A 21,814-nucleotide genomic window follows, 5' to 3' on the forward strand; every position below is an offset into this window, starting at 1 on the left:
GCGCCGGCCCCCCTCCCGGCTTCGCCGTACTCCCCCCAGCACTCGCTTCGCTCGCTGGGGGGAGAGACGTTTGTTTCCTCCCCCAGGAGGCCCGAAGGGCCGAGCGTTGGGGGAGGTGTCCTCGGCGCTTTGGCCGAGGACGGAGGGGGTCCTGGGAGGTATCACCGCCGAGGACGGAGGGGGTCTTGAGACGTACCGCCGCCGAGGGCGCAGGGGGCTGCTCTCTAGACCGCCGGGCCCGTGTAGCTGATCAGCGCCTTCATGTAGTTGGACCGTGAGAACGCGTCGGGATCCGGGGCCGCCTGCTCACTCAGCGAACCCTTCGCCTGCGCGACCGAGACGTACTCATGGTCTTCGAGCCAGCTCGTGACCCCGTCGAGGACGGTGGTGAGAAACTCGGGACCGTGCAGCAACAGGGCCGAAGTCATCATGGTCACATCCGCACCGGCCAGCAGGCCCTTGAGGGCGTCCTTGGCGGAGTGCACTCCACTCGACAGGGCCAGCGAGGCGTTGACCTTGCCGTGAAGGAGCGCTATCCAGCGCAGCGGCAGCCGCAGCTCCGAAGGGTCGGACAACTTCAGCGCCGGTGCGACGGTCAACGATTCGAGATCGACGTCGGGCATCATGTAGCGGTTGAACAGGACCAGGCCGTCTGCTCCGGCATCGACGATCCGGCTCACCATGTTGGCGACCGAACTGAAATACGGTCCGATCTTGACGGCGATCGGGATCGTGACCGATTCCCTGCACTGTTGGATGAGATCGAGATACCGTTGCTCTACGGCCGTTCCCACCTCGGTGGGATCGCCGGGGACGAAGTAGATGTTGAGTTCGAGCGCATCCGCGCCGGCATCCTGGATCTTCTTCGCGTAGGCGATCCATCCTCCCGCCGATGATCCGTTGAGGCTCGCGATGACCGGGATCTCGAGCGTTGCCTTGGCGTCCTGTACGAGTTTGAGATACGGACCCGGCCCCGTGTTGTAGTCCGTCATCTCGGGGAAGTACCCGAAGGTCGCCTCGGCGAAACTCTCGGCCGCGAACTCCGCCAGCCGCTGGATCTCGGCTTCCTCGTGCTTGATCTGCTCTTCGAACAGGGACGGGAGCACGACTGCGGAGGCCCCTGCGGCTTCCAGCCTCTTCAGACTGTCGAGCTTCCCTGTCGCAGGAGACGCCGACGGCACGATCGGGTGTGCCAGTTCCAGTCCCAGATAACTGGTGCGCAAGTCCATAGTCACACGCCGGCCTCCTCCTCTTCGGTGAAGTTCCTCTCGATGCCGGAGAGCTGCTCATAGTACGACCAGCGGTCCTCGATCTGCTCTTGAGCCAAATCGAAGAGCATCTTCGCGCGGTCCGGGTTGGTGCGCTTGAGCATCGCGAAGCGCGCCTCCTTGTCCGCGAACTCCTCGAACGGAATCGTCGGCTTGCGGCTGTCGAGTTTGAACGGACGGCGGTCCGTCTTCCGTGGATCGAATCGGAACAACGGCCAGAATCCGCTGTTCACCGCTTCGGTCTGGTGCGTCATTCCCGTCGCCATGTCGATGCCGTGGGCAATGCACTGACTGTAGGCGATGATGAGCGACGGTCCGTTGAAGGCTTCTGCCTCCTTGAACGCCTTGACGGACTGGATGTTGTTCGCCCCGATGGCGATCTGCGCGACGTAGATGTTGCCGTACTGCATCGCGATCATCCCAAGATCCTTCTTGCCGATGGACTTGCCCGATGCGGCGAACTTCGCGACAGCGCCGAGGGGCGTCGCCTTGGACGCCTGGCCGCCGGTGTTCGAGTAGACCTCCGTGTCGAGCACGAGGACGTTCACGTTGCGTCCCGAGGCCAGGACATGGTCGAGGCCTCCGAAACCGATGTCGTAGGCCCATCCGTCTCCGCCGATGATCCAGACGCTCTGCGTGACCAACGAGTCCGCGATGACGCGCAACGTCTTGACATCGTTCGAGTCCATGGTTGCGAGCCGCTCCTTGAGGAGGGCGACTCTCACGCGCTGGGCTGCGATGCCGGCCTCGTCGGACTGGTCTGCATCCAGCAACCCATGGGCCAGCTCCAGCCCGATCTCCTTGGTCATTTTCTTGACCAGTGAACGAGCCTGGGAGACCTCGGCGTCGAGTGCCAGGCGCATCCCGAACCCGTACTCCGCGTTGTCTTCGAACAGGGAGTTGGCCCACGCAGGACCCCGGCCGTCGCCGTCCTGTGCGTACGGAGTCGTCGGCAGGTTCCCGCCGTAGATCGACGAGCACCCCGTCGCGTTGGCGATCACCGTGCGATCCCCGAAGAGCTGGGTCACCAGCTTGATGTAGGGAGTCTCGCCGCACCCGGCGCAGGCGCCGGAGAACTCGAACAGCGGCTGCAGCATCTGGGAGCCCTTGACCGTGTCGATCTTGACTTTCGTGCGATCCATCTCCGGGATCTCGAGGAAGAACTCGAAGTTGACCTTCTCCTCGTCGACATGCTCGAGGTGGTCGCGCATGTTGATCGACTTGTGCCGGACGATCTCCTTCGACTTTGCGGGGCATACGTCGACGCAGACGCCGCAGCCCGTGCAATCTTCGGGAGCGACCTGGATCGTCATGCTCATGTTGGGAAGATCGCGGCTTCGCCATTCCTTCGATTTGAACGTGACGGGCGCATCCTCGAGGAACACCGGGTCGTAGACCTTCATGCGGATGGCCGCGTGAGGGCAGACCAGGGCGCACTTGGCGCAATCGATGCAGATGTCCGGATCCCAGATCGGGATCTCCTCGGCGATGTTGCGCTTCTCCCAGCGCGTGGTCGCCGTCGGGAACGTGCCGTCGACGGGCATCGCGCTCACCGGCAGCAGGTCGCCCTTGCCCTCCAACATCAGCGAGGTGACCCTCTGAACGAAATCGGGGGCCTCTTTCGGGACTGGAGGATGCAAGTGCAGCTCCGAGGTCACCTCGGCCGGCACCGGCACCTCATGGAGTGAACCGAGTGCCCCGTCGACGGCCGCGTAGTTCTTCTGCAGCACCGACTCGCCGAACTTCCCGTAGGTCTTGGCGATCGCCGTCTTGATCTCGTTGATTGCCTGCTCACGAGGAAGGATCCCCGACAGGGCGAAGAAACACGTCTGCAACACCGTGTTGATCCGTCCGGGCATTCCGGCCTCGCGGGCGACGTGATAACCGTCGACGACGTAGAACTTGAGGTGCTTGTCGATGATCTGGCGCTGGACCTCTGCGGGAAGGTGATCCCACACGTCGTCGGCCCCATGCGGGCTGTTGAGAAGGAACGTTGCGCCGTCGGCGGCCAGGTCGAGCACCGCCATCTTCTCGAGGAAGCCGAACTGGTGGCAGCCGACGAAGTTGGCCTTGTCGATCAGGTATGTCGACTGAATCGGCTCTTTGCAGAACCGAAGGTGCGAGACGGTCACCGAGCCGGCTTTGCGCGAGTCATAGACGAAGTAACCCTGGGCGTTCAGCGGCGTGTTGGTGCCGATGATCTTCACGGAGTTCTTCGACGCTCCGACCGTTCCGTCGCTTCCAAGCCCGAAGAACACGGCCTTGATACGGCCCTCGGGCTCGGTGTCGAATCCGTCGACGGGCGAGAGGCTGGTTCCCGTGACGTCGTCCACGATGCCGACCGTGAAATGGTTCTTCGGTTCGTCCTTGGACATCTCTTCGAAGATGCCGGCGACCATCGCGGGGGAGAACTCCTTGGAGGACAGGCCGTATCTGCCTCCGATGATCGTGGGCATCCGGTCCCATGCGGTCCGTCCGGCCGCGTGTTCCTCTGCAAGGCCCGTGATGACATCGACGTAGAGCGGTTCCCCGACTGCACCGGGTTCCTTCGTGCGGTCGAGCACGGCGATCGTCTTCGTGGTTCCCGGGAGTGCTGCGACAAAGGCTGCGGCGGAGAACGGCCGATAGACACGCACGGCGACGACACCGACCTTCTCCCCGGCGGCGGTGAGCTTGTCGATGGTCTCTCTGACCGCTCCGACGCCCGATCCCATGAGGACGATGATCCGTTCCGCATCCGGTGCGCCGAAGTAGTCGAACAGGTGATAGGAGCGCCCCGTCAGCTCCGCGAACTTGTCCATCGCCCGTTGCATATGGTCGGGCGCTTCGATGTAGAAGGGGTTGGCTGCCTCGCGGGCCTGGAAGAACACGTCCGGGTTCTGCGCGGATCCACGCAGAACGGGGTGTTCGGGGTTCAGGCGGCGTTCGTGGTGGGCGCGAACCAGATCGTCGTCGATCATCTCGCGGATGATCTCGTCGCCGATGAGGTCGATCTTGTTGACCTCATGGGAGGTCCGAAAACCGTCGAAAAAGTGGACGATCGGTACCCGGGAGGCGAGGGTCGCTGCCTGGGAGATGAGTGCGAAGTCATGCACTTCCTGGATGGATGCCGAGGCCAGCATTCCGAATCCGGTGCCTCTGGTTGCCATCACGTCGCTGTGGTCGCCGAAAATCGAGAGGGCGTGGGTGGGTCGCCACCGATCGGGCCGCAACATGGAAGACGGACGGGAGGAGTTCTCCGGCGATCTTGAACATGTTGGGGATCATCAGCAGGAGGCCCTGCGAGGCGGTGAACGTCGTCGTGAGCGCGCCGCCCTGAAGTGACCCGTGGACCGCTCCGGAGGCTCCCCCTTCGCTCTGCATCTCGACGACTTCGGGGATCTGGTTCCAGATGTTCGTCTTGCCTTTGGCAGACCACGCGTCTGCGTGCTCGCCCATCGGAGACGATGGTGTGATCGGGTAGATGGCGATGACTTCGTTCGTTTTGTGGGCTATGTAGGCGGCAGCCTCATTGCCGTCGAGTGTCGCAACTTCGTGCTCCACGTCTTGGCCTCCTCATCGTGCAGCGTCTCGACCGGGGACTGTTCGAATATGCCATGTCACGCGACAGACGGTGCCCAGTCGAGTCGCACGCCAGGATAGCGGTACCGGCCTGGGTACCGTCCGAATCGACCGTGTCATGGATCCGAGATGACGATCAGGCGCCGCCGGCACCGTCGGGAGGCGGCGAGGATCGTCGGACGCTGCGGTCGGTGGCCGGTTACACCTCGACGCGAATGGTGAATCTCGTGCAGTCTTCGAGGTCCTCGACGTCGATGAGGGAATGCCGGGCGTTGTGGACCCAGATCGGGACGTCGGTTCTCGAACCGGGGTCGGCGCTGAGGAGTTCGATCGTGTCTCCGGCACGAGCGTCACGGATGACCGCGATCAGCTCCATCAGCGGTCCCGGACAGTGGGATCCACGCGCGTCCACGACGATGTTGGAGGTCATCGGTTCGGGCTCACGAGTCCGCCTGCCCTGTCGGCACCGGACCGCGGATCCTCGCTGCCAGGTGTGGCGGGCAAGGCGGGCCGGTCTCCATTGTCGATTTCCTCAGGCGAGGGTCATGAAGAGCTTCTCCAGAGAAGCCGTGTCGTCGAGTTCCGAATCGTCGAGGATGCACCGTGCGAGGTTGGCGGCGAGAAGCTTGAATCCGACCTTGTCGAGAGCCTTCGATGCGGCGGCCACTTGAGTGACGATCTCGGTGCATTCGCGGCCGTTCTCGATCATCCGGATGATCCCGGCTACCTGGCCTTCGATGCGGCGAAGCCGGGGCACGACGGTCTTCTTGGATTGCTCATCGAGTTGCATGGCGTCCTTTGAGAGGGTCGGTCCAATCGTACTCTTCACCGGGAAATGTGCGTGCTTGGCCGACCTACAGCGGAAGCACGACGCGGATGGTCGTCCCCCCACCGGGACGGCTGCTGATCTCGGCTTCTCCGCCCGCCGCTTCGGCGCGACTCTGGATGTTGTCGAGGCCCATTCCCCGTGTGACGGTATCGAGGTCGAACCCCTTCCCGCGGTCGAACACCGCGAGGACCAGCCGGTCGATACCGCGGCTTACCGAGACACTCACGACGTCCGCTCCGGAGTGCCGCAACGCGTTGCTCACCGCCTCCCGGATGATTTGGAGGGTGTCTTCGACGATCTCGGCGGGCAGGTCGTCGACCGGCCCCGTGACGCCGATCCCGATGCTCGCCTCGTAGGGCACGGCGAGCCGACCGAGGAGTTCGGAGAGCTCGTCTTTGAGGTTGCGCGCTCCCAGCGTCGGGGGGCGCAGGTCGAAGATCAGCCGCCGCAGCGACGTGATCGACGCATCGAGATGCGAAGCGGCCTCTTCGAGGCTCGTTCGCATCTCCTCGTCGGGCAGTTTGGCGGTCAACGCCTGGAGCGACAGCCCGACGGCGAACAGATCCTGGATGATGGAGTCGTGCAGATCTCGCGCGATGCGCTGGCGGTCTTCGAGTACTGCCGCCCGGCGCAGACGCGCCTGAAGCCGGATCGTGGAGATGGCGGACCCCGCGATGAGGGCCAGCGCACGGATCAGCGTCTCATCCTGTTCGGTGAAGCCGCCGTCGGATGCTCCCAGGTAGAGATTGCCGAACACGTCGTCGCCGATACGGATCGACGTGCCGAGAAAACCTTCGAAGTGTGGGTGATGATCGGGGAATCCACTCGCTCGCGGATGGGACTGAGTGTTGTCCAGACGGATCGGGTCGGGCTGCCACGTGACCGCGCCGAGCAGTCCTTTGCCCTCCGGCGGGCCGCCGATCATCTCGGCCACTTCCTCCGGGACGCCCTTGTAGACGAACTGGATCAGCTGCCCGTCCTCGCTGACGACACCGAGTGCGCCGAACGGGGCGCCGGTGAGTTCCTTTGCCGTTGTGACGACCGTCTCCAGCACGGCCGTCAGCTCTGTCTGTCCGGTCACCGCTGCCGCGGCGCTGATCAGGTCGGCGAGGCGCATGGCGGGGATCATCGGCCGTTCCACATGGTCAGGCTAGTGCTCTGGCGGGCTGCCGAATTTCTGTCGTCGGTCGATATCTCATATTTTGTATTTCGTATCGCGACCTATCCGGCACCGAGACCGTGGGGCGGCGTCGCGGCTGTTGACCGGCCGCCGGTTGCAGCGACCGGGTCGATCACCCGGTAGCCTTGAGGCGTAAGAGAGGAAGACAGAGTGCGGATCCTGATCGTCGATGACCATGAGATTGTGAGGAAGGGCCTCGTCATGCTGCTCGGAGGCGAGGAAGGTCTCGAGGTGGTGGGCGAGGCCGGCACGGTCGAAGAGGCCATCCGGAGGGTTGGATACGACTCTCCCGAAGTGGTCGTGATGGATGTCCGCCTCCCGGACGGGACCGGGATCGAAGCCTGCAGGGAGATCAAGGAGCGGTGGCCCGACGTACGTGTTCTGATGCTGACGTCGTTCGCCGATGAGGAGGCGCTGTTCGCCTCGATCGTCGCCGGGGCGGCCGGCTATGTACTCAAGCGGGTCGACGCGCGGCAACTCATCGACAGTATCCGCCGGGTCGGAGCAGGCGAGTCGCTGCTCGATCCGACGATGACCGAGCACGTCTTTCGCAGGATCCGAGGCGACGAGCCGACCGACCCGTTGATTGCTCGCCTCTCGCCGCAGGAGCGCAACATTCTGGACCTGATCTCCGACGGTCTCACCAACAAGGAAATCGCGGAGGCGCTGTTCCTGGCCGAGAAGACGGTCAAGAACTACGTCTCGAACCTGCTGAACAAACTTGGGATGACTCGACGGACCGAAGCGGCAGCGTTCTCGGCTCGTTTGGCGGCCAAACGGGAGCGGGAATACGCGCCCGAGCAATGGGGAGATGCATTGTCATGATCATCGTTGTTGGAGCGGATGGATCTGATCGTTCAATCGTGGCGCTTCGAAGGGCGGTCCAGTTCGCCGAGGCGTGGGACGCGGAGCTGCACGTCGTACACGTCATGCACATTCCCAGCGCTCTCCTCGGTGCCCTGAGCCAGGTGCCCGCCGACCTCGCATCGCTGGAGCAGGCGCAGCGGCAGATGGTGTGGGACGTCATCGACCCCGTGGTCGAAGGATCGCAGGTGGAGATGCGCCGAATCGACTTGGACGGGTACCCGGCGGATGCGATCGTCGACTACGCGAAAAAGGTGGAGGCGGACCTGATCGTTGTCGGTTCCCGGGGGAGGGGAGAGCTCGCAGCGTTGGTGCTGGGCAGTACGAGTCACAGAATCGTGCACATCTCGTCGTGTGACGTTCTGGTCGTGAAAGGGCCGTTCGAGTGAGGGTGCTCGACATCATGACCATGGATGTGTTGACAACGAGCCCTTCTGCCCCGTTGAAGGAAGCTGCTCGCACGATGGTGAGAGAGGGCGTCAGCGGCCTGCCGGTCATTGATGAATCAGGCGAACTCGTGGGAATCATCACCGAAGCCGACTTCCTGGAGCGCGAAGCCGACCGTTCCCGGCGACGGCTGCTCAACGCAATGTTCAGAGAGTCCGAAGCGCTTGTCGACGCGGACACGGTCGGCGAGGTGATGACCAAGGATCCTGTGGTGATCTTCCCTGAAGCGAGTGTCGCCGAAGCGGCTCGTGTCATGGCGCACAACCATGTCAAGCGGCTGCCGGTGGTGGGCGCCCAAGGCAAGCTGGTCGGGATCATCAGCCGGGCGGATGTCGTGGCGGTGTTCACTCGTCCAGACGACGTCATCGAGGATGAGATCCGCGAGGACATCGTCCGAAGGGTGCTGCTCCTCGAGGGCGACAGCGTCGACGTGACGGTCAAGGACGGCGTCGTCACCATCTCCGGGACAGTGCCGACGACGACCGACGCTCGCCTGCTGGAGGAACTGATTCGGCGTGTCGACGGAGTCGTCAAGCTGAGATCGCATGTCACGTTCGACGTGGACGACGCTTGACTCGGCGGTGGTCTGCATCGGGGGGCGGCTGGCTTGCCCTCGCCCACGCAACGGGGTTCTGCAAAGAGGTCTGGGCACCGGTGGTCGACGAGCTGCGTGCCGCCGGGGAGGAGCGATCGGTCATCGCCTGGGATGCGCCCGGACACGGCGACGCCGAGCCCTTTTCCGTTCCGGTCGACTGGTGGGACTTCGCCCGGCACGGGCTCGACGTCATCTCGGAGATCTCCGAGCCGGTCGTCGGTGTCGGGCACTCGATGGGCGGGGCCGCGCTCGTCATGGCCGAGCTGCTGGCTCCCGGCAGGTTCACCGGCCTCGTGCTGATCGAGCCGGTGATCTTCCCGCCCCCGTTTCGAAGGATGGAAGAGTTCCCGCTCGTCGAGGGCGCCCTGAGGCGCAGGGACGGATTCGCGAGTCTCGATGAAGCAGTCGAGCATTACCGCAGACCGTTCGCATCCTGGGATCGGCGTGTGCTCGAAGCGTACGTGCACGGCGGGCTCGTGGAGAGAGACGGTGTCTGGCGGCTGAAGTGCCGACCGGAGGTCGAGGCGGAGACGTATCGTGGAGCCACCGCCCACGGCGTCTACGGGCGCCTGGGGGAGCTCGATCTGCCCGTTCTGGTACTTGGCGGCGAGCAGTCCACCACGTTCACCGCCGACTACGTCGCCGAACTCACCGCGCTGATCCCGAACGCACGATTCGAGCTACTGCCGAACACTTCGCACTTCTCTCCCATGGAACGGCCGGACCTCGTCGCGGCGCGGATTGTGTCGTTCTCGGCTTCGTAGACTCTGTTCCGTGCTTTTCCCCAACGATATCGGCGCCGGCATGACGGCAGGCGTGTCGGTGCCGTGCTCGGTGCAGCCGATCGATCTCGCTCGCTCCGCGTCGCGGACGGGCGCTCCCGTCTTCTACTTCGGAGGCCGGGAGGAAGCGGTCGGTGTCGGTGTGGCCTGGCGCAGTGACGATCTCCTGGCTCGGCCTCCCTCCGCGGGCAGGCTCTTCTTCGCGTTTCCGTTCGATGATTCCAAGAGGTCCGGAAGCGTCGTCCTGCCGGCGGTGACCCTGGTCAAGGGAGAGGCGGGAGGCCGTCTTCGCGTCACCCCGGGCCAGGAAGAGATACTCGCGATGCTCGGCCGGCTCGAGCACCCGGGAGAACCGCTCGCGCCGGCCGGCCGGGTGACCGCCAGGGAACCCGAGCCGGACGCGTGGGTGGCAATGGTCGAGCAGGCACGAGAGGCGATCGGAGCCGGGCTGCTCTCCAAGGTAGTGCTGGCGCGATCGGTGACGCTGGCGTTCGACGATATTCGGCCGTTCGACGTCGTGGCATTGCTTCAGGAACGGTTTCCGGACGCGTTTGCGTACGGGTGGGTGGAGAACGGGAGCGCGTTCGTGGGCGCCAGCCCGGAGCTGCTCGTCGAGCGGCGAGGCGCATCGATTCGATCGTTTCCGCTGGCGGGCAGCGCGGTGCGTGGCAACGGTTCGATCGAGGACGAGGAGTCGGCGCGGACGCTGCTCGAGAGCGTGAAGGATCGAAGGGAACATCAGTTTGTCGTTGACGAGATCGTCCGGCTGCTCAGGCCGCTCACGTCGGAGCTGTCCGTTCCCGCCCGGCCGACCGTCATGCGGCTCGCCAACATCCATCACCTGGGGACGGAGATCCGCGGGCTGCTCGCCAGGCCGATGGGAGTGCTCCCGCTCGCCATGGCGTTGCACCCGACTCCCGCGGTGTGCGGCACACCCACCGCTGCCGCCCTCTCCTTCATTCGAGACGTCGAAGTGCTCGATCGTGGCTGGTATGCGGGAGGTATCGGATGGACGGACGCTTCCGGTGATGGAGAGGCAGCCGTCGCCTTGCGCTGCGCCCTTCTGGAAGAGCACGAGGCACGGGTGTACGCGGGCGCCGGGATCGTGCAGGACTCGGACGCGGCGGCCGAAGTGGCAGAGACCGAGGCGAAACTGCGCGCCCTACTCGACATCCTCCAAACCAACCCGTTCTCGTGACGGTTCGCACGAACAGTCAGGTCGAAGCGTCATGAGACCGGAGGGGATGAGATCTTGGCGAGCGCCTCCTCGTGAACCTGCACGTTCGCATCCCGGTCGGTCATCACTTCGATGAGCAGCGGCCCGGGCTCGGCGAGCGCCGAAATGAACTGATCGCGCCGATCGACTCGGACTGCGCGCAGGCCCAACGCCTCGGCTACGGGCACGAAGGACAGACCGTGCGGGGTTGAGAACACCCGCTCGAAATGTCGCGGCAGCTTCGACTGCGGAAGGAACGAGAAGATGCCGCCGCCGTCGTTGTTCACGACGACGATCGTGACCGGGAGGCGAAGCCGTGCAGCGGTTGCGAGCGCCCCCAGATCGTGCAACGCGGACAAGTCGCCGGCGAGGACAAACGTCGTCATGCCGGCGGCGGAAGCGCCCAGGCCGGAGGAGACGAGACCGTCGATGCCGTTGGCGCCGCGGTTCGCCAGCATCCGGACCGGCCGATCGATGGAGGGGAAGAACAGGTCGACGTCCCTTACGGGCATCGAGGAGGCGACGTACAGGTTCGAGTGTGCCGGGAGTCGCTCGGCCATGGTTTGCACGACGGCCGGCTCGGAGGGGAACGGCATCCCGGCCAGGGCGTCGCGGGCGTTTCTGTCGGCGTCCGTCCAGGCTTCGGTCCACCCGGCGGCCGCAGGCTCGACAGGCAGGGCTTGGGCGAACTCGACGGGATCTGCGGTGACCATCAGTCGTGCCGTCCGGGAAGGATCCCGCCCGCCGACCTCATCCACCACGACCTGCGGGACGCTGCGGTGCTCCTCCAGCCAGGTGGTGAATGCCTTGGAGGTCGGCGGCGCCCCGAAACGCAGCACCGCCTCCGGCCGGGCGGGGATTCGGCCTTTGCGAAAGAGCGCGTCGCCGGTGGCGATCACGTGTGACCGATCGTGGGGGCCTGCGCGCAACTGGCTGAGCGGATCAGCCAGGATCGGCCAGCCGGTCTCGTCCGCCAGTGCGGTGACGGCGTCCACGAAGCCGGGTTGGTCGAGGGGACCGGCGGCGATGAGCGTCCGCCTGCCCGACAGCATCGTTGCCGCCGTCCCGAGTGAGTCCGCGTCCAGGGTCCGTCTGACCGGTGCACCCGTGGGCACATCGACTTGCGGCACGGTGAGATCCGTGGGAACGAATGGCTCGCGGAAGCCGAGGTTGAGATGGACCGGGCCGCCCGGTCGGCGGGCGGCCTCGTTCCAGGTCGTGACGGCCAGTTCGGTGATCTCGCCCGGACTCAGTTCGGTGAGCACCTCGTCGGCCGACCGGCGCACCGTGTCCCCGAACATGCCGACCTGGTCGATCGTCTGGGGAGCACCGATACCGCGAAGCTCGGGCGGGCGATCCGCCGTGATCAGCAGGAGGGGCACCGTCCCATAGCGGGCTTCCACGGCGGCGGGAAGAAGCTCCGCAGCGGCGGTCCCGGACGTGGTCACGACGGCGACGGGCATCCTCGTCACCTTGGCAAGTCCGAGGGCGAAGAAGGACGACGACCGCTCGTCGTGATGGATCCAATCGGTGATGTCGGGGTGTTCGGCGAACGCCAGCGACAGAGGCGTGCTCCTCGATCCCGGCGTGAGGCACGCATGCCGGAGGCCGAGACGGGCGAGGGTGGCCACGAGCAGGGCGGTCGCTTTGTAGGCGGAGTTGCTCACGAGCAGCAACAATACAGCGCATGGAGGGACTCCCCGTCCGAAGATTCGCCGGTCCGCCTCCCGCCATCGTTGCGCTGCACGGCTTCACGCAGCATGGGGGCATGTTCGCCGAACTGGCAATGCTCGTGGGGCGCGAGATCCTGGCTCCCGATCTCCCCGGTCACGGTGGCGCCGCAGCGTCGCCGGCAACCTTTCCCGAGGCGGTCGCGGCCGTTGCCGCGGTGGCCGCCGGACGGCCGCTCCTCGGGTATTCACAAGGCGGGCGCATCGCTCTCGGCGTCGCACTCGAACATCCGGAGGCCGTCACGCACCTCATTCTGATCTCCGCGGGAATCGGGATCGCCGACGAGCAACGCCGACTTGCCCGGCGCGCCGATGACGAGGCACTGGCGCGCAGCATCGAACGCGAAGACCTGGGTCCCTTCCTCGAACGCTGGATGAGCCGGCCGATCTTCGAGGGTCTTCGGCGAAGGGGAGCCGCGTGGCTCGAAGAGGACTTGACGCTTCGGTTGGAGAACACCGCGCAAGGCATCGCCACCGCCTTGCGGGGGATGGGCCAGGGGGCACAGCCGTGGTATGGGGATCGTCTCGAGGAGCTGAAGATGCCGGTGCTCTTCATGGCCGGCGACCAGGACCCCCGGTATGTCGCAATCGGTGAACGAGTGACCGCCGCCACGCACGGCCGTCTCCTTGTCGTCGAGGGCGCAGGACACGCCATCGTCGGGGAGACACCCCGCAAGGTCGCTCTCGAGATCGAGCAGTTCCTTGGCTGATTGGGAGGGTTCCCTCGATCCGGCGAGAATGACGGGATTGGTGTGAGGGAGGTCGTGATGAGCGAACGGATACTGATTCTGGGAGCCGCCGGACGGGACTTTCACAACTTCAACGTTTTGTACCGGGACGATCCCAACTATGAGGTCGTGGCGTTCACCGCCACACAGATTCCAAACATCGACGGCAGGAAGTATCCGCCCTCGCTGGCGGGGGATCTGTACCCGGACGGGATCCCGATCGTTGCCGAGGACGAGCTGGAACACCTGATCGCCGCCTACAACGTCGATCGGGTCGTCTTCGCCTATTCGGATGTCACCCACGAGCACGTGATGCACCTCGCTGCGCGCGCCGTGGCGGCAGGTGCCTCCTACGAGCTTCCCGGTGCGCAGACGATGATCCCTTCGAACCTGCCCGTCGTCGCCGTGACGGCCGCCAGAACGGGTGCCGGGAAGTCCCCGACCAGCCGTGCCGTCTGGCATACGCTCAACGATGCGGGGAGACGCGTCGCCGCGATCCGTCATCCCATGCCTTACGGAGATCTCGCCAAGCAGGCGGTTCAGCGGTTCGCAAGCAGCCAGGACCTCATCGATGCGGACTGCTCGATCGAAGAGCGCGAGGAGTACGAGCCGTACATCGAACAGGGTGGTGTCATCTTCGCCGGGGTCGATTACGAAGCGATCTTGCGCCTCGCCGAGCAGGAAGCCGATGTCATCCTCTGGGATGGCGGAAACAACGATCTGCCCTTCTACCGACCCGACCTGCATATCTGCGTCGTCGACCCGCATCGCCCAGGGCATGAACTCAAGTACTGGCCGGGCGAGGCCAACCTGCGGCGCGCCGACGTGGTGGTGATCAACAAGGTCGCCACCGCGAAGAAGGAGAACGTCGCTGCCGTGCTCGCCAACGTGAGGGAGGCGAACCCGGCCGCCATCGTGCTCATGGCCAACTCGCCGATCACGGTTGACGACCCGGACCTCATCACAGGCAGGCGCGTGCTGGTCATCGAGGACGGACCCACGCTGACCCATGGCGGTATGGCCTACGGTGCCGGCGTCATCGCCTCGAGGGACCACGGCGCGGCCGAGCTGATCGACCCTCGTCCCTTCGCGGTAGGTTCGATCGCCGCCACGTTCGACAAGTTCACCCACATCGGGCCGCTGCTCCCGGCGATGGGCTACGGGGAAGAGCAGCGGGCCGAACTCGCAGAAACGATCAAGCGGGCGAACCCCGACGTGGTGGTGGTCGCCACGCCGGTCAATCTGCTCCCGCTGTTGGATCTCGACATGCCGGGGACGCGAGTCATCTACGGCATCGAGATCGTCGAAGGCCCCCCATTGAGTGAGGTTCTGGCCGGACTCTGAGATCGAGAGGGAACTGTTGTGGTTGCCGAGGGGTCGATGGTCTCGAGGCAACGGAGGGCCTCCACTTAGAGTGAGAGGTGTGATGCGGAGGGGAGACGGAACGCGATGGGCAGACGTGGAAGGATTGCCGTACTCGGTGCGCTGATCGTCGGTATGGCGATTCTGATCGCCGGACAGTCTCGCGCGTCTGCACAGACCAGCCCGCTGCAGGACAACTCCTACTGTCTCTCCTGTCACGAGGGAAGTTCGGTGGCAATACCGTTGCCCTCCGGCGAGTCGCTCAGTGTTGCCGTCGACGGCCACGAATACGCCGATTCGGTGCACGGCGAACTCGATGTGGCGTGCGTTCTCTGTCACACGACCATCTCCCCGTATCCGCATGATCCGATCACCGCCGAGAGCCGCCGGGCCTTCACCGTGCAGATGTATTCGGCATGTTCGACGTGCCATTTCGCCGAGTACACGAAGACTCGCGACAGTGACCACGAGCTCGCACGCGAGGCCGGCGTCACGGAGGCGGCCGTGTGCAGCGACTGCCACGGTTCCCACAACATCCGAGCGCCCGGCGAGCCTCGAACCAGCATTCCGCTGATGTGCAGGAAATGCCATTCGGAGATCTACAACGCCTACGAGGACAGTGTGCACGGGGGAGCGCTCACGACCGGCAACCCCGATGTCCCGACCTGCACGGACTGTCACGGCATTCATGACGTGAAAGGTCCGCATGAAGACTCGCCGTTCCGGCTGTTCTCACCGCAGATCTGCGCGGATTGCCACGCCGACGAGACCCTGATGGGCAAGTACAACATCTCCACGAACGTGTTCAGCTCGTACCTTGCCGACTTTCACGGCACCACGGTCGTCCTCTTCGAGAAGCTCGCTCCAGGCCAGGACACGAACAAGCCCGTGTGCGTCGATTGTCACGGCGTTCATGACATCAAGGCGCCCAGCAATACGGACAGCTCCGTGTACAAGGAGAATCTGCTCGGCACATGCCGGCGGTGTCACCCGGATGCCACGGCGAACTTCCCTGACGCGTGGCTGAGCCACTATGCGCCGAGCCCCACCGATGCTCCACTCGTGTACTGGGTCAACACCTTCTACAAGATTCTCATCCCGCTCGTGATCGGAGCGATGCTGCTTGCCGTGCTACTCGACGTACGTCGAAGGCTTGCCGCTCGCCTAAGGGAGCGACGACATGACTGAGACAACGAGGCGTCCCGACGAGAAGATCCTCAGGTTCACTCTGTCGGACCGGATCGAGCACGCCGTCCAGCTCGTCACGTTCAGCGGCCTCGCGGTCACCGGCCTCGTGCAGAAATACGCGGATCGTTGGCTGTCGGACTGGATCATCGGGCTGTTCGGCGGCATCGATTACACCCGCAGAATCCACCACGTTCTCGCAACCATCCTGCTGCTCTCGCTCGTGTATCACATCGGTGTGCTGGGCTACAAGCGGTTCGTCCTCGGGAAGCCTCGTGCCCTGCTTCCGGAGAAGGCGGACCTGGTGGCCGCGTGGGGCTGGATCAAGCTCAACCTCGGCTTGGCCTCGAGACCGCCTCCCGAGGGCCGGTATACGGTCGGCGAGAAGATCGAGTACTGGTCGCTGGTCTGGGGCACCGTCTTGATGGCGGTGACCGGCTTCATGCTCTGGAATCCGATCGCCACCACCCGGACCCTCCCGGGGGTCTTCGTGCCGGCGGCCAAGGCAGCCCACGGCTGGGAGGCCGTCCTCGCCGTGCTCGCCATCATCGTCTGGCACTTCTACGACGTGCATTTCCGGCACTTCAACCCTTCGATCTTCACCGGGTATCTGGCGCGTGCCCAGATGGAGGAGCTCCATCCGCTCGAACTGGCCGCGATCGACGCGGGAATGGACCAGATCGAGATCGATCCGGAGGAGCGCCGCAGTCGAGCGATCAGGTATTGGTCCATCTTCGGCGTCCTGGCAGCTCTGATGCTCGCGGGGGTCTATCAGTTCGTGACGTTCGAGCAGACGGCGATCACGACCGTTGCCCCTTCACCGCTCGTCGGACCCATCTACACGCCACTGCCGACGACGACCACGGCCGCGCCGGTGACGACGACGGCTCCCACGGCCACGACGGCGGCCGGGTCCGTCGCTGCGACGTGGGACGGTGGAGTGGCGGTGGTGTTCGACGCGGCGTGCGGATCGTGTCATGGTGGGGATGCGCCGGCGTCCGGTTTGGATGTAACGTCGTATGAGGGGTTGATGACCGGGGGCGCCGGCGGTGACCCCGGGTTTGTGCCCGGTGATGCGGATGCGAGTCACGTGATTGTCAAGGTGAAGGACGGGTCGCATTTCGGTACGTTCACGGATGAGGACCTGGCGGTGGTGAAGGCATGGATCGCGGCTGGTGCGCCGAAGGACTGATGCGAGGAAGAAGGCCCGATGATCGGGGCCGGCAACCCTGGGCCTGATGAGGGCTATTCGGGTAGCGTGAGTGAAGCGGTTGAGGAGGGACAGAGCGTGAGCCACAGGGAGAGCGAAACCACCACCGAGCTGGACGAGCCCAGGAGCCTCTTTCGCCATCCCCTGGCTGCGGTCGGCGGTGCGCTCATCGTTGCGGGAATGCTCGGGTTCGCCATCCTGGCGTTCGTCGACCTGAGTTCGACTTCCGAGAACCCGTATCGAGGGATCGTCACGTTCATCGGGTTCCCCTCGGTGGTCATGCTCGGGATGGTCCTCTTTCTGCTCGCCATCCGAATCCAGGTCGTCAAGGCTCGCCGGCGCGGAGAACACATCCGGTTCAACCTTCGGTTCGAGGCGTCGAACCCCCGGTACATACGCTCGCTCGCACTGTTCATCGTCCTCACCGTATTACTGCTGGGCACGGTCGCCTGGGGCGGTTACAAGGGGTACGAAGTCACCGACTCCCCATCGTTCTGTGGTGAGGCGTGCCACACGGTGATGAACCCACAGTGGGTCACGTATCAGGAGTCTCCTCACGCTCGCGTCGCCTGCGCAGAGTGTCATATCGGCCCCGGTGCATCGTTCTTCGTGCGCGCCAAGATCGACGGTATCCGTCAGGTGGTGGCGGTGCTCACCAACTCGTACGAGCGTCCCATCCCGACACCGGTGACGAGTCTGCGGCCTGCTCAGCAGACCTGTGAGGGGTGTCACTGGCCCGATCAGTTCTACGGCGAGAAGCTCATCACGAAGACGTACTACCGCACCGATGAGGCGAACTCGCCGTGGACGATCAGTTTGCTCATGAAAGTCGGTGGAGGGAACCCCCGAACCGGCGAACAAGAAGGCATCCACTGGCACATGCTCTCCGAGAACAAGATCGAATACGTGCCAATCGACGAGAAGCGCCAGGAGATAGCGTGGGTGCGCACCACCAACAGCAAGACGGGAGAGGTCACCGTCTTCAAGCGTCCCGATGTGGAGATCGATCTGGATTCGCCTGAGACCGAGATTCGTGTTCTGGACTGCATGGACTGCCACAACCGGCCCAGCCATGACTTCCTCGCTCCGGCGACGGCGATCAACCTCGAGATGTCCAAGGGCACGATCTCCTCGGACCTTCCGTTCATTCGCTGGCAGGGGCTGATCCTGCTCAACGCACCGTACGAAACGAAACCGGAAGCAGACGAAGCGATCCGGTCCGGACTCCTGGCCTACTACGCGAGCCAGTACCCCGGCAAGGTGGATCAGAGCATGGTCGAGCAGGCCGCCGACGCTCTGGTGCGTATCTACGACAGCAACTTCTTCCCGGAGATGAAGACCGATTACCGGGCTCGTGAGGACAACCTCAGCCACTTCGTCAACAACGGCTGTTTTCGGTGTCACTTCTCGGATCTCGAGACCGATGATGGGGCAGTGGTCACATCCACGTGCGAGTCGTGCCATACGATCGCCGCCCAGGGTCCGTCGGACGACCTCGCCGACATCGAGAACAGTGTGGCCGGTCTCGACTTCCAGCATCCCGTCAACATCGGAGAAGCGTGGAAGGAAATCAAGTGCACGCAGTGCCACACCCCGGCACAGGGGTACTGACAGTCGTCGGTCATCAGTCGTCCGTAAGAGCGGCCATGCCCGCCCCGCGGTCTTGCGTCGATGCTGCGTCGCGGTACGAAACACGAAGTACGAAATACGAAGTACCAGGTGCCAGGTACGAAGTACCAGGCACGAAGTACGGAGCCCGCCCGATCGATGGCGATCACGGTGGCGGTGTCGCCGACGACGTTTCCATGGACACGTCATGACCTCGGTCGATGTGACCTGCGCCGGCATAGCGGTATGCGACGTCGTTGTACGCACCGTCCACCACCCCTTGCCCCTCGGCCTCCTGCAACTGGTCGACGACCTGACGCTGGTGGAAGGTGGGTGCGCGCTTCGTACCGCCAAAGCACTCGCCGGCATGGGAGTCGGCACGACGCTGATCGCTCCGGTCGGCCCGGACCTCTTCGGCGAGGTGCTGCGCCGATCGGTGGGCTCGACACCCAGTGGGTGGAGGTCGATGCCAACACCTCTTCGTCGGCCATCCTGGTCGATACTGCCGGCGAGCGCACCATCTTCCACCAGATCGGGGCCAACAGATTCCTCACTGCCGAGCACATCCGTCAGCGGATGAAAGGGCGGTTCCTTCACGTCGGAGGTGCCCTGGTGCTGCCGGCACTCGAAGGTGAGCCCCTCGCAGAGCTCTTCGCCCACGCCAAGCAGAATGGGATGCAGACCAGCCTCGACGTCGTCTACGACGCCACCAACGACTGGGACCTGGTGAGCCCGGCTCTCGTCCACACCGACCTGTTCTGCCCCAGCCTGGCCGAGGCACAGGCGATCACGGGTGAATCCGCTCCCGACGCCGCCGCCGCCGAGTTGAGACGGCGAGGAGTACGGGTGGCCGTCGTCACCGACGGAGTCAACGGCTGCTGGTTCGACTGCGACGAGACGCGCGGACACGTTGCCGCAATCGAGGTCGACTCGGTCGATAGCACCGGCGCAGGAGACGCCTTCACGGCCGGCGTCCTCATCGGCCTCGTTCGGGGCCTACCATCGCCGCAAGCCGTCCGGCTGGGCACCGCTCTCGGTGCCCTGGCAGCCACCGCCAGCGAGACATTCGCCGGACTGAACGATCCCAACGAGGCCTGGCGCATGGCCGGGCTGGAGGAACCAAGTAGATGAATAGCCCGCGGATACACCGACTGTTCGATCCGGTTTCCAAGCGTTGCCTGGACGTGGCCGTCGACCATGGCTTCTTCAACGAGCCCAGCTTCCTTCAAGGCATCGCGCACATGCCGAGCGTCATCGCAACCCTTGTCGAAGCTGCACCGGACGCCATCCAGCTTTCCCCCGGGCAGGCGAGGATCCTCCAGTCGATGCCTGTTCGCCCGCGTCCGGCGCTCGTGCTGCGGACCGACATCGCCAACATCTACGGCTCCAACGTGCCGGACCGCCCGTTCTCCGAGCTGATCGAGGACGCGGTGAGCCAGGCCGTTCGACTCGACGCCGCGTGCGTGGTCGTGAACCTCCTCGACATCGACGGTCGCCCCGAACTCCACCGCTCCTGCGTTCGCAACGTCATGGCACTGCGCGCCGCCTGCGATCAGGCGGCGATGCCGCTCATGGTCGAGCCGCTGGTGATGCGCCCCGACGGAGGCGCCTACACCGGGGTTCACGACGTGGGTCGGATCAAGGGTCTGGCTCGTCAGGCCGTCGAACTGGGAGCGGACGTCGTGAAGGCGGATCCCAGCGACCCGGCGGATCGCTATGGGGAGGTGATCGAGGCGTGCGCACCGATCCCCGTGCTCGTTCGCGGAGGCGGCAAGGTCGAATCCGCCGAACTCTTCCGGCGGACCGCCGCCGTCCTGGAACAAGGCGCGGCAGGGATCGTGTACGGCCGGAACATCATCCAGCATCCGAAGCCCGCCGCCATCACCCAGGCGTTGATGGGAATACTTCATCGAGGCTGGACTCCTGAGGAGGCCGTCGAGCATCTCGAGGCAGCGTGATGGCGCAACAGATACGCGTCGGGATCATCGGCGGCGGCTTGATGGGCCGCGAGGCCGCCGCGGCCTTCGGGCGCTGGATGGCGCTCCTTGACGTTCCCGTGGTCCCGCGCCTCGTCGCCGTCTGCGACATCGACACCGAACGGAGAGCCTGGTTCGACCGGATCGACACGGTGGAGATGACCACCGATGACCACAGCCGGCTCCTCGAGGCCGACGTGGACGTCGTGTACGTTGCGGTCCCACACGTCCTTCACGGCGCCATCTACCGCGACGTCCTCGAGGCGGGCATCGACCTCTTCGGGGAGAAGCCGTTTGGTATCGATCTCCCGACGGCGCAGTCCATCGTTACCGCAGTTGAGGACTCGCACGCCTTCTCGCGGTGTTCGTCTGAGTTGCCGTTCTTCCCGGGTGCGCAGATGGCGATGGCCGAGGTCGCCTCCGGTCGTCTCGGCCAGATCATCGAGGCGCGCGCAGCGTTGCTCCACTCATCCGACATGAATCGGAACAAGCCGATCAACTGGAAGCGCAAGATCGCCACGTGCGGCGAGATCGGAGTCATGGGAGACCTCGGCATGCACGTCGTCCATGTTCCGCTCCGGCTCGGGTGGGTCCCCACCTCGGTGTATGCAACCCTTCAGGACATCGTTACTCACCGGCCTGGACCGGACGGCGAGCCGGTTCCCTGTGACACCATCGACAACGCATCCCTCGTCTGTACCGTCGACTCTGAGAACGGTTCGTTCCCACTTCATCTCGAGACCAAGCGAATCGCTCCCGGCCAGTCCAACACCTGGACGTTCGAAGTGTTGGGCATGGAGGGTGGGGTGTCCTTCTCGACCCGATCCCCCCAGATCGTGCGCCGCTTCCGCATCGACGCGGCGGGCCGGCAGGTGTGGGAAGAGATTCAGCCCGGACAGGTTTCGGTCTTCCCCACGATCACGGGATCCATCTTCGAGTTCGGGTTTCCTGACGCCTTGCTGCAGATGTGGGCGGCATTCTTCACCGAGAGAGCAGGCCAACTGGGCGATCGATTCGGTTGTGCCACTCCCGAAGAGGCGCTGACCAGCCACCGGATATTCGCCGCCGCTCTCACAAGCGTCGCCGAAGCGCGGGCCGTACCGCTGCCGGCCACCTGACCAAGAAGGATGAGACCTGAGGAGCCCCGTTTCCTCCCCCAGGAGGCCCGAAGGGCCGACGTTGGGGGAGGTGTCCTCGGGGTTTTGGCCGAGGGCGGAGGGGGTCTTGGGTCGGGTGTGCCGGCCCCCCTCCCGGCTTCGCCGTACTCCCCCTC

The 21,814-nt window shown here is 64.7% G+C and carries 18 protein-coding genes and 1 pseudogene; 13 read left to right on the plus strand and 6 right to left on the minus strand.

The window, feature by feature from the left end; translation table 11 throughout:
* Positions 1 to 224: 224 nt before the first annotated feature.
* From GWP04_09715 to GWP04_09735, 5 genes and pseudogenes are all read right to left on the minus strand, one after another.
* Positions 225 to 1,229, minus strand: coding sequence for a dihydroorotate dehydrogenase-like protein (locus GWP04_09715; protein ID NIA25828.1), 1,005 nt, complete (start codon positions 1,227 to 1,229; stop codon positions 225 to 227).
* 2 nt (positions 1,230 to 1,231) lie between these two features.
* Positions 1,232 to 4,706: pseudogene (gene nifJ / locus GWP04_09720) on the minus strand (pyruvate:ferredoxin (flavodoxin) oxidoreductase).
* Positions 4,707 to 5,028: 322 nt separating this feature from the next.
* A complete protein-coding gene (locus GWP04_09725; protein NIA25829.1) occupies positions 5,029 to 5,259 on the minus strand; it encodes a preprotein translocase subunit TatB in 231 nt (76 codons plus the stop codon).
* A gap of 102 nt (positions 5,260 to 5,361) precedes the next feature.
* Positions 5,362 to 5,619: a metal-sensing transcriptional repressor gene (locus tag GWP04_09730; GenBank protein NIA25830.1), complete on the minus strand. Its 258-nt coding sequence runs from the start codon at positions 5,617 to 5,619 to the stop codon at positions 5,362 to 5,364.
* 64 nt (positions 5,620 to 5,683) lie between these two features.
* The gene (locus GWP04_09735; protein NIA25831.1) at positions 5,684 to 6,799 is read right to left on the minus strand and encodes a GAF domain-containing protein; all 1,116 of its coding nucleotides are present in this window, start codon (positions 6,797 to 6,799) and stop codon (positions 5,684 to 5,686) included.
* 240 nt (positions 6,800 to 7,039) lie between these two features.
* Here GWP04_09735 and GWP04_09740 point away from each other — a divergent pair, with 240 nt between their 5' ends.
* The 5 genes from GWP04_09740 to GWP04_09760 are packed head-to-tail and all read left to right on the plus strand — an operon-like array spanning position 7,040 to position 10,724.
* Positions 7,040 to 7,663, plus strand: coding sequence for a response regulator (locus tag GWP04_09740; GenBank protein NIA25832.1), 624 nt, complete (start codon positions 7,040 to 7,042; stop codon positions 7,661 to 7,663).
* Complete coding sequence (locus GWP04_09745; GenBank protein ID NIA25833.1) at positions 7,660 to 8,091, plus strand: universal stress protein; 432 nt, start codon at positions 7,660 to 7,662, stop codon at positions 8,089 to 8,091. Before GWP04_09740 ends, GWP04_09745 begins: the two co-directional genes overlap by 4 nt.
* Positions 8,092 to 8,105: 14 nt before the next feature.
* Positions 8,106 to 8,723, plus strand: a complete 618-nt coding sequence (locus tag GWP04_09750; GenBank protein ID NIA25834.1) for a CBS domain-containing protein — start codon at positions 8,106 to 8,108, stop codon at positions 8,721 to 8,723.
* Positions 8,720 to 9,508 carry an alpha/beta fold hydrolase gene (locus GWP04_09755; protein NIA25835.1) on the plus strand — a complete coding sequence of 263 codons (789 nt, stop codon included), beginning with the start codon at positions 8,720 to 8,722 and terminating at the stop codon, positions 9,506 to 9,508. Before GWP04_09750 ends, GWP04_09755 begins: the two co-directional genes overlap by 4 nt.
* 10 nt (positions 9,509 to 9,518) lie before the next feature.
* Entirely contained in the window at positions 9,519 to 10,724 is a 1,206-nt protein-coding gene (locus tag GWP04_09760; protein ID NIA25836.1) for an isochorismate synthase, read from the plus strand.
* Between the two features lie 29 nt (positions 10,725 to 10,753).
* Here GWP04_09760 and menD read toward each other — a convergent pair whose 3' ends face one another.
* Entirely contained in the window at positions 10,754 to 12,409 is a 1,656-nt protein-coding gene (menD, locus tag GWP04_09765) for a 2-succinyl-5-enolpyruvyl-6-hydroxy-3-cyclohexene-1-carboxylic-acid synthase (GenBank protein ID NIA25837.1), read from the minus strand.
* Between the two features lie 20 nt (positions 12,410 to 12,429).
* Between menD and GWP04_09770 the strand changes: the two genes are divergently transcribed.
* The 8 genes from GWP04_09770 to GWP04_09805 all read left to right on the plus strand — a co-directional run bounded on the left by GWP04_09770 (position 12,430) and on the right by GWP04_09805 (position 21,659).
* The gene (locus GWP04_09770; protein NIA25838.1) at positions 12,430 to 13,182 is read left to right on the plus strand and encodes an alpha/beta fold hydrolase; all 753 of its coding nucleotides are present in this window, start codon (positions 12,430 to 12,432) and stop codon (positions 13,180 to 13,182) included.
* A 57-nt stretch (positions 13,183 to 13,239) separates the two neighbouring features.
* Positions 13,240 to 14,544, plus strand: a complete 1,305-nt coding sequence (locus GWP04_09775) for a GTPase (GenBank protein NIA25839.1) — start codon at positions 13,240 to 13,242, stop codon at positions 14,542 to 14,544.
* A 105-nt stretch (positions 14,545 to 14,649) separates the two neighbouring features.
* On the plus strand, positions 14,650 to 15,750 hold the full coding sequence (locus tag GWP04_09780; protein NIA25840.1) for a cytochrome C: 1,101 nt from the start codon (positions 14,650 to 14,652) through the stop codon (positions 15,748 to 15,750).
* Entirely contained in the window at positions 15,743 to 16,939 is a 1,197-nt protein-coding gene (locus GWP04_09785) for a hypothetical protein (protein NIA25841.1), read from the plus strand. Before GWP04_09780 ends, GWP04_09785 begins: the two co-directional genes overlap by 8 nt.
* A gap of 66 nt (positions 16,940 to 17,005) precedes the next feature.
* A complete protein-coding gene (locus tag GWP04_09790; protein ID NIA25842.1) occupies positions 17,006 to 18,568 on the plus strand; it encodes a hypothetical protein in 1,563 nt (520 codons plus the stop codon).
* Positions 18,569 to 19,021: 453 nt separating this feature from the next.
* Positions 19,022 to 19,696, plus strand: a complete 675-nt coding sequence (locus GWP04_09795) for a hypothetical protein (GenBank protein ID NIA25843.1) — start codon at positions 19,022 to 19,024, stop codon at positions 19,694 to 19,696.
* The gene (locus GWP04_09800; GenBank protein NIA25844.1) at positions 19,693 to 20,523 is read left to right on the plus strand and encodes an aldolase; all 831 of its coding nucleotides are present in this window, start codon (positions 19,693 to 19,695) and stop codon (positions 20,521 to 20,523) included. Before GWP04_09795 ends, GWP04_09800 begins: the two co-directional genes overlap by 4 nt.
* Positions 20,523 to 21,659 (plus strand): Gfo/Idh/MocA family oxidoreductase, encoded by a 1,137-nt coding sequence (locus tag GWP04_09805; GenBank protein ID NIA25845.1) that lies wholly within the window; start codon positions 20,523 to 20,525, stop codon positions 21,657 to 21,659. The genes GWP04_09800 and GWP04_09805 overlap by 1 nt, the downstream gene beginning before the upstream one ends.
* Positions 21,660 to 21,814 lie beyond the last annotated feature (155 nt).

Source organism: Gammaproteobacteria bacterium, from assembly GCA_011682695.1.
GTDB lineage: Bacteria > Actinomycetota > Acidimicrobiia > Spongiisociales > UBA4744 > BMS3Bbin01.